The organism is Microcoleus sp. PH2017_34_RAT_O_A, assembly GCF_020737885.1.
Taxonomy (GTDB): Bacteria; Cyanobacteriota; Cyanobacteriia; order Cyanobacteriales; family Microcoleaceae; genus Microcoleus.
The window spans coordinates 98,754-106,523 of record NZ_JAEQDD010000020.1 but is presented as its reverse complement, the minus strand read 5'-3'; the positions used below and the strand labels follow the sequence as shown (position 1 = coordinate 106,523).

At 47.0% G+C, this 7,770-nt stretch carries 6 protein-coding genes; 1 reads left to right on the top strand and 5 read right to left on the bottom strand.

Annotated elements, in window-relative coordinates:
• The first annotated feature begins 557 nt into the window (after positions 1-557).
• Positions 558-1,412: a universal stress protein gene (locus tag JGK11_RS09795; protein ID WP_293183883.1), complete on the top strand. Its 855-nt coding sequence runs from the start codon at positions 558-560 to the stop codon at positions 1,410-1,412.
• Positions 1,413-1,510: 98 nt separating this feature from the next.
• Here the strand turns inward: JGK11_RS09795 and psbM are convergent, their stop codons facing one another.
• From psbM to JGK11_RS09770, 5 genes are all read right to left on the bottom strand, one after another.
• Complete coding sequence (psbM, locus tag JGK11_RS09790) at positions 1,511-1,624, bottom strand: photosystem II reaction center protein PsbM (RefSeq protein ID WP_193970859.1); 114 nt, start codon at positions 1,622-1,624, stop codon at positions 1,511-1,513.
• Positions 1,625-1,877: 253 nt separating this feature from the next.
• Complete coding sequence (locus tag JGK11_RS09785) at positions 1,878-2,174, bottom strand: 2Fe-2S iron-sulfur cluster-binding protein (RefSeq protein ID WP_293151570.1); 297 nt, start codon at positions 2,172-2,174, stop codon at positions 1,878-1,880.
• Positions 2,175-2,232: 58 nt separating this feature from the next.
• Entirely contained in the window at positions 2,233-3,423 is a 1,191-nt protein-coding gene (locus JGK11_RS09780) for an RNA-guided endonuclease TnpB family protein (protein WP_293197925.1), read from the bottom strand.
• Positions 3,424-3,897: 474 nt separating this feature from the next.
• Positions 3,898-5,799, bottom strand: a complete 1,902-nt coding sequence (locus JGK11_RS09775) for a TolC family protein (RefSeq protein WP_293211412.1) — start codon at positions 5,797-5,799, stop codon at positions 3,898-3,900.
• Positions 5,800-5,939: 140 nt separating this feature from the next.
• Positions 5,940-7,418 carry a DUF512 domain-containing protein gene (locus tag JGK11_RS09770; protein WP_293197927.1) on the bottom strand — a complete coding sequence of 493 codons (1,479 nt, stop codon included), beginning with the start codon at positions 7,416-7,418 and terminating at the stop codon, positions 5,940-5,942.
• Positions 7,419-7,770 lie beyond the last annotated feature (352 nt).

Below are 7,770 nucleotides of genomic sequence, written 5' to 3'. Positions count from 1 at the left end.
CAGCATAAATATAGCGAGAAAAGTAATTCCCGACTTCATGAAGGGAATAGAGGAATTGCCGTTTATTCCTGTAGTTTTAGGACTGTGGACTAAAATTACCAACGTAGATGTCTAACATTGACTACTTTTGGGTAGCTTTGTCCATGTTTTTACGAGCGGTAGACTCGCACCAAATATTCAAACCAGCCCTCCGAGTCCATCATCCCCGACCGCTTTTGAATAGCGCCAGCCGCTGCAAGTTCTGGTTGAGTTCGATCGTTCTCTAACACGTTACAAATTGTTCCAAAACGCTACATTTCTACAAATCATAAAGCAAACTTCAGGCTTATGCTTAACATTAACCCACTAGAGTAATACCAATTTTTTATGAAGCTGCATAGAATCCGATCCCCCCTAGCCCCCCTTAATAAGGGGGGGACAAGATTCCGCTCAAAGTCCCCCTTCTTAAGGGGGATTTAGGGGGATCAAGATATGTGCAACTTCACATTAAATTGGTATAACAACGCCCTAGTAAGAGCGCCCCACAACAAAACTCAACTGTTTTCACACCAAAAACCATGATAGAAAAAATTTTAGTAGCCGTCGCCGGTCGCGGCTTGTGCGAAGAGATGTTTAATATGTTGATGGACATCCCTTCCTTGCAACAAAGCTCTGTCACCGTTTTGCACGTCGTGCCGCAGCAAGTAACTTCCGATGGCATGGCCGACAAGTTGGAAGAAGGAGGAAAGATTTTAGCACAAGCAGTGCAGTCTTTGAAAATAGATCCCAGCAAAGTCAATCCGCGGCTGAAACAGGGAGACCCGAAAACCACAGTTTGCCAAGTCGCAGAAGAAGAACAATCCGACTTAGTAATTATGGGTTCGCGGGGATTTGGACGGCTGCAATCGATTTTGGAAAACTCAGTCAGTCAGTACGTTTTCCAGCTAACATCGAGACCGATGTTGTTAGTAAAAGACGACATCTACGTCAAAAAAATTAGGCGCGTCATGGTGGCGCTCGACAAGTCAGAATCTGCCAAACAGTCATTGCAGCTTGCGCTATCTTTGGTTAAAGAAGTGAGTGGCGGGCAGATAATTCTAGTACACGTCACCAAAGATTTGACGGGAAAATACACCGAAGATGTGACAGCAAATGCTGAAAAAGACCCCGTATTGGCTGAGGGAGTAGCACTGGCGAAACAAATGGGAGTTAGCTACCGTTGCGTGAGTGCTACAGGTAAGCCCGGTGAAGCAATTTGTCAGATTGCAGAGGAAGTGAATGCAGATTTGTTGGTCATCGGTTCCCCGGATCGGCGGCCAAACGTTGCTAAAAATTTCCTGGATCTCGATCGACTCCTAGGAAATTCCCTATCAGATTACGTGCGAGTCTACGCCAACTGTCCCGTCTTGCTAGCCCGGACGATCGTCAGCTAAACTCTCAATACTAATAGTTAACAAAAAAGCGCCCCAGCAAAAAACTGTTGGCGCTTTTTTTACAACTAGCTTTCACCAGAAATAAATAGCAGCAGTTGCTACTCTTTTCCGCCTTGACGGCTAGCGGTTTGAATGTACAGAATGATTAGAAAAACACTGGGAACCAATACAAACAGAATGGTTGCCACAAACCCTAAATCGTTAACTTCCATGAAGACCCCCGCCTGTATCGGAAAATAGGAAAATACACACCACTAGGATATCACTCAAAGGCAAAAGGGAAACTGGAATGGAGCAGAAGGTAGCACCAGACAGTTGAATAGGTAAAAAATCCACATTCAAAATCCAAGAATTTTTATTTCCTAATGCCCCATGCCCCATGCCCCATGCCCCATGCCCCATGCCCCATGCCCCATCCCCCATGCCCCATCCCCCATCCCTCCGCTTCACTTCGCCCACCGGCAGTTAAGGCTTAGTCTTGACGCTCACCGGGCCGTTGACCATGGTTTGACAAGCCAACCGATAGTTTTCCGGCTTTTTCTTGAGCTTGCGGTTCTCAAAGTCAGTGCGGGGCGACAGATTTTCACTACCCTCGACAATTTCCACAATGCAGGTACCGCATTGACCGATGCCCCCGCAATTCATCATCTTTCCCGAAAACGTGTATAAGTCGATGCGGTTTTCTAGAGCTTTGAATCTCAAATTTGCTCCGTCTGCTGCGATGACTTCCTGATTTTCCTTCACAAACTTGATATTAGCCATTGCCGATCCTTTAACGCAGTTGACATAGAACTCTATTACAAAATATTAATTGAAATACTCACCGACTATCAGGCGCGGTGATTCTTGACGCTTCGCAGGGTTCTGCTACCGAAATAGTCTGACGATCCCTCTGCGTCCGTTTAGAGTCGTGGCGATTTCCCATCCCGACTTTCTCTATATTTCTAGCCGCATTTTCATCTCTGTCTTGCTCTGTGCCGCAATTCAAACAAAGCACTGAGCGAATAGACAAATCGATTTTACCCCATTTAAAACCACAGTCTGAGCAGACCTGGCTGGTAGGTTCCCATCGACTGATAACCTTGAATTCTCTACCAAACTTTTCAGATTGACGCTCGCACAAAGTTCGGAATTCATACCATCCTTGTTGGCTAATTGCCCTTGAAAGTTTCCGGTTCTTGACCATACCCGATACATTCAAATCTTCCAAAATAATCACTTGGTTTTCGTTGACAATTTTGGTTGACAATTTGTGCAGAAAGTCTTTACGGGTGTCCGCAATTTTATTGTGCAGCTTGGCGATTCTAATCCGAGTTACATTCCTTCTCTTAGAATCTTTGGGTTGGCGGGCTAATTTGCGTTGTAGTTTGCGAACCTTCCGGTCTAGTTTTTTGTAGCTAGGACTTTCGGCTTTTTCGCTGTTGCTCATCACCGCAAAAGTTTTGATTCCTAAATCGATTCCGATGCTGAGGCTTTTAGCCTCAGATGAAATGGGTTGAATTTCTACGACAAAACTCAGGAAATAACGGTTCGCACAATCTTTGACTACTGTGACAGAACTAGGTTCAGATGGCAGTTCTCTTGACCAAATCGGATTCACAATACCAATCTTAGCTAGATAGACACCACCATTTTTCTTGCATGAAAATCCACGAAGAGTAAATCTTGCCGATTGATTGCTAGTTCTTTTCTTGAACTTAGGATATCCGACTTTACGTCCTTTCCTTTTCCCTTTGCAGGAATTGAAAAAGTTCTTAAAAGCAATATCTAAGTCGGCAACGGACTGTTGTAAAGGAACGCATGACACATCTTCCAGCCAAGTTCTTTCCTCAGTTTGTTTTGCCCCGGTTATGACGATTTTTTGTAAATCTGCCGAACTGGGCTTTTTCTCAGACTGTTTGCAAATTGCAAGAGCATCATTCCAGACTACCCGAACACAACCAAATAGCTGAGCGAGGCTCTGCTTTTGTTGGTCGGTTGGATAGATTCTGTAGCGATATCTTGCTTTCATTGTTTACTATTGTTTGATTGTTCTATTTTACCATGTATTGCTGATATAATTGACAGAAATGAAGAGAATTAAAGCCGTCCTATAAGGACGGGGCTTCAGCCCTCCGCTTCGCTCCGCCCAGTTTTTTGGTGAAGTGTCGGATATTTAACAAATGTCTAATTACCTTTTTTGATTCAAGGACACGTGGCCTAGCTATCCCGACAAGGAATAGCCCCAACCCAACTCAACCCAACCCATTTTAGATTTTAGATTTTAGATTTTAGAATTGGGAATGAGTGATGAGTGGGATTGACTGATGCAGATCGTGGCTTGGAGTTGAGGTACAGTGGGCTTTTTTTACCAGAAAGAATTGGTTGAAAGCCGGAACCCTTGTCGGGAGAAATTAAAATCAGACTATTGATTCCTCCAATCCTCTTCCTTCAAGTTACAGGTCGAGGTCGCTGTCAACTGTCAACTGTCAACTGTCAACTGATATCAAGGAGCATCCGAGAGGTTATTAGTGGGAAGATTGCTCACAGCGCGCTGGAGAGACGATAGCCCCAGGTTGTAGTTGACAATTGCCGACAATCGGTTTCTCTCAGCCCTAGTCAAATCTGTTTCCGCCTGAATCACATCAGTCTGAGTGCCTACGCCAGCTTGAAACCGGAGTCTGGCCAGACGCAAAGCTTCCCTCGACTGCAAAACTCCGGCTTCAGAAGTTTCGATATTCTCAAAACTCGACTCCAAACCAAAATAAGCTTGTTCAACTTCTCGGCGCACCTGGTTGCGGATTTGGTCAAATCGACTTTCGGCGATCGAGATATCGGCATCCCGCTGTTTCACCCTCGCCTTCACCGCGCCCCCGTCGAAGAAATTCCAAGTCAGATTGGCTTGCACTGCATAGCCACTCGCCCAGCCGCGAGTTGAAAACGGTCTTGTATCGTCAGTAGTTAGCCCTTGAAAGTTGTAGGAACCAGTGACATTAACTTGAGGTAGCCCCCCCGCCCGAATCGATCGCCTTTGTTGCTGGCTGATATTCCTCTGTACTAACTGCTGTTCCAACTCAGGGCGATTCTTAAAAGCCTGCACGATACTCTCTTCCAAAGACAGCCTCCAGGAGCCAGCTTGCTCCACCGGGTCAGCCGCCGTCAAGTTCGCCGACTGACTGATATTCAAAATCTCAGCCAGCCGCCGCTGGGCCACTCGCTGATCGCGACGGGCCACGGACAGTTGCTGCACTTCGTTGGCCACATTTGACTGAGCCTGCAACACAGCAAAGCGGGTTCCCACCCCGGCGCGTTCCAAAGCTTCCGCATCCCGCAAACTTTGCTGGGCATTTCTCACCGAAGCTTGGCGGATAGCAACTTGTCCGTCGGAGTTTTGCAGGTTGTAGTAAGCCTCAGAAGTGTCGAAGCGGAGTTGCTCGGCTTGGCGTTCCAAATCCAGTTCCCGAAAGCGCAACTGTTCCCTAGCCGCCCGGATATTAGCGGTGCGGCGGCCGAAAATGTCTAGATCGTAGCTCAACTGTAAAGTGTTGTTGAGACCGATCGTGCCGAAATTTTGAAACTCGGGAGAATTTGTCGGGAGTTGGCGACTGGCGGGTAAAGTCTCATTCTGGCGAAGTCGAGTCTGCACCCCAATCTGTCCGCTGGCGCTGACTTGGCGGGTTGCGGCCATTTGAAAAGTCAGATCTGGAAATAAAGCAGCCTGCTGTTCCCGTACGCCCGATCGAGTTTGTTCGACTTGTTTCTGGGCGATTTGCAAAACTTGGCTGTTGCGGCGGGCCAGATCGATCGCCTGCTGCAAAGTAATTGACTGAATTTCCTCGATTCTGACATCCTCGGGCTTTGTCGGAAACTGTAGCGGATTCGGGTTGGGTGCTAGGGAAGCCGGGGGCTTGGTGTCTAAAATGCCCTTCGGGGTCAGAGGCGGGAAAGTTTCATTCGGAGTGCCGCGGGGAACTGGTGCTGGCAAATTCGGCACCGGAACATTGTTGGGGTTGCTCGGAACAGGTTTCTGCCGATTGTTTGCCGGTGCTGGTTTTGGAGACTGCGCCAAATACTCCTGCTGCTGGGTTGATGGGGCAGCCGGAGCAGCCTGTTGGGGCTTTGATGCTTGGTCTGACTCGGTTGGGAGAGTTGCTGCCGTAGCTTCCCCAGGTTCCTGAGACTCCGAGGTTGGTGGGTTTTGGGCGATCGACTGTTGTGGATCTTCTGATGTTGGTTCTGAGGCTGTGTTCGAGGTCGATCGAATATTCTGCGCTAATTCGATCGGATTGCTAAGGGGGGAACCGTCCTGAGATTGAGCCGGAGGCTGTGCTGAAGCACTCTGTCCGGCGTTGCTGAAAGTAATTGCAGCGCCCACTCCGACCACCACGATTTGACGAAAAACACGCATAATTTTTTAATTACTTTGCAATTCTAGAGACAATTTTAGATCAAGATTGAAGTCTCAAGTTTCTAGTTTGTGACCTGAACTCGACAGTTACAAGTCATAATTACCGTACTCGTGTTGCTTGTGAAGGCTTGATTCAAAATTTACAATTGAACTTCAGCAGTTGCCAGACCGATCGCCCCCGAGATTAGTTCCTCTACGCCACTTACCGGCCAAATCCGGGTTTTCAGCGATTTTTCGAGCTGTTCTACCGTCATGTCGTCAAGAAAACGAGGTTCCCCCTGTTTTAGCATAACCGAGGGCAGGAGGATACCATCTCCCAAGTCTTTTCCCTGCAAAGCTTCGAGTAAATCTTGCCCGGTGAGCAAACCCGTAACAGTGATAGTTTGTCCCCAGTAGCGGCTGGACAGTGCCACCATGTTGACAGACAAGCCGGGAATTTGGTTTAGTTGTTGTGCGATCGGCAAAAAAGCCTTTTCAACAGCATTTCCCACCACCCAAACCAACCGGCGCGGCCCAATAACCGGCAGCGGTTGCAGCTTAGCAAAAGCCGTTTCAAACTGCCCAATAAACTGCCGAATCGAACCCACACCGTTACCAATTTGGGGATAATCTTCATAATCCGCCGCCGACGGCAAATCCAAACCCGCGATTAAAAACCACTCATCAGCCAGCCAAATACAGCGCGATTTTGAATTTCCCCTTACCACAGGGAAGTTTAAATCTTCTAAATCTTCTAACTCTTCTCCCCCCCTTAGTAAGGGGGGGCTGGGGGGGGTGAATTTTGAACTTTTTTTATTAGCCTTTTTACCGCCTTTCCCTTGACTCAAAACCGCTTGAATTTTCTGCACTTGCGCGATAACTTCCCGCGCTTTTTCCGCAGTTACAGCAATCAATTCATCTTCAGCAGGACGAAAGCGAGTCAAACCCACCGGCACCACAGCCACCGACGCTACAGCCGGGATATTTCCAGTATGAAACTTTGCCAAATCCAACAAAGTGCGTTCCAAATGTTCGCCATCATTAATCCCCGGACAAACCACAACTTGAGCGTGAATTTGCAAGCGGCGCTCTTGAAACCATTTAACTTGTTCTAAAATCTTCCCAGCCCGAAAATTTTTCAACAAGCGAATTCGCACATCCGGTTCCGTAGCGTGCACGGAAACATAAAGAGGAGAAAGTCGCATTTGTTCGATTCGGTTCCATTCTTTTTCAGTCAGATTGGTGAGAGTCAGATAGCTGCCATAAAGAAAGCTGAGGCGGTAGTCATCATCCTTGAGATATAAAGTTTCGCGCTTTCCCGGAGGTTGCTGGTCGATAAAGCAAAAAGGACAGCGGTTGTTGCACTGAATTAATCCGTCGAAGAGGGCGGTTTCAAATTCCACACCCAAGTCTTCGTCATACTCTTTTTCTATTTCCAACTTGTGAGTTTTGCCTTTAGCATCTAAAACTTCTAGTTCCAGAAATTCATCGGCGCACAGGAATTGATAGTCGATCAAGTCGCGGGGTTTTTGGCCGTTGATGGCGACGATGGAGTCTCCGGCATCAAATCCCATTTCCGCGCAGATGCTGTCGGGGATAACTTTGGTAATTAGGGCTGGTCTGGTTGATAATTCGCTCATAAGTTCGCGATGATTTTTTATATTTAATAAATTATTTTTGACAATTTTTGGGAGATTAGGACTTACGCACGGGTGGCGATCGACAACCTGGTTTTTATCCAAATACTTGCTTGAGGCCCTCTATCTCGGTTGAGAACCCGGTTTCTTTGTTTGGAGTGGGTCGATAACTATAGCGGTTCTCAGAAAGATGAGGTATGTTGTTGGGCTTGGGCCCTCTTAGTTGAACTGGTTATACAAGCTGTCAGTCATACCTCATCTTTTTGAGAAAGGCTATATATATTTGAATGTGTAAATATTATTATCACAATTAGCGTCCTTTGTCAACTTTGTTGCCCAGCATCGAGCGTAGTAA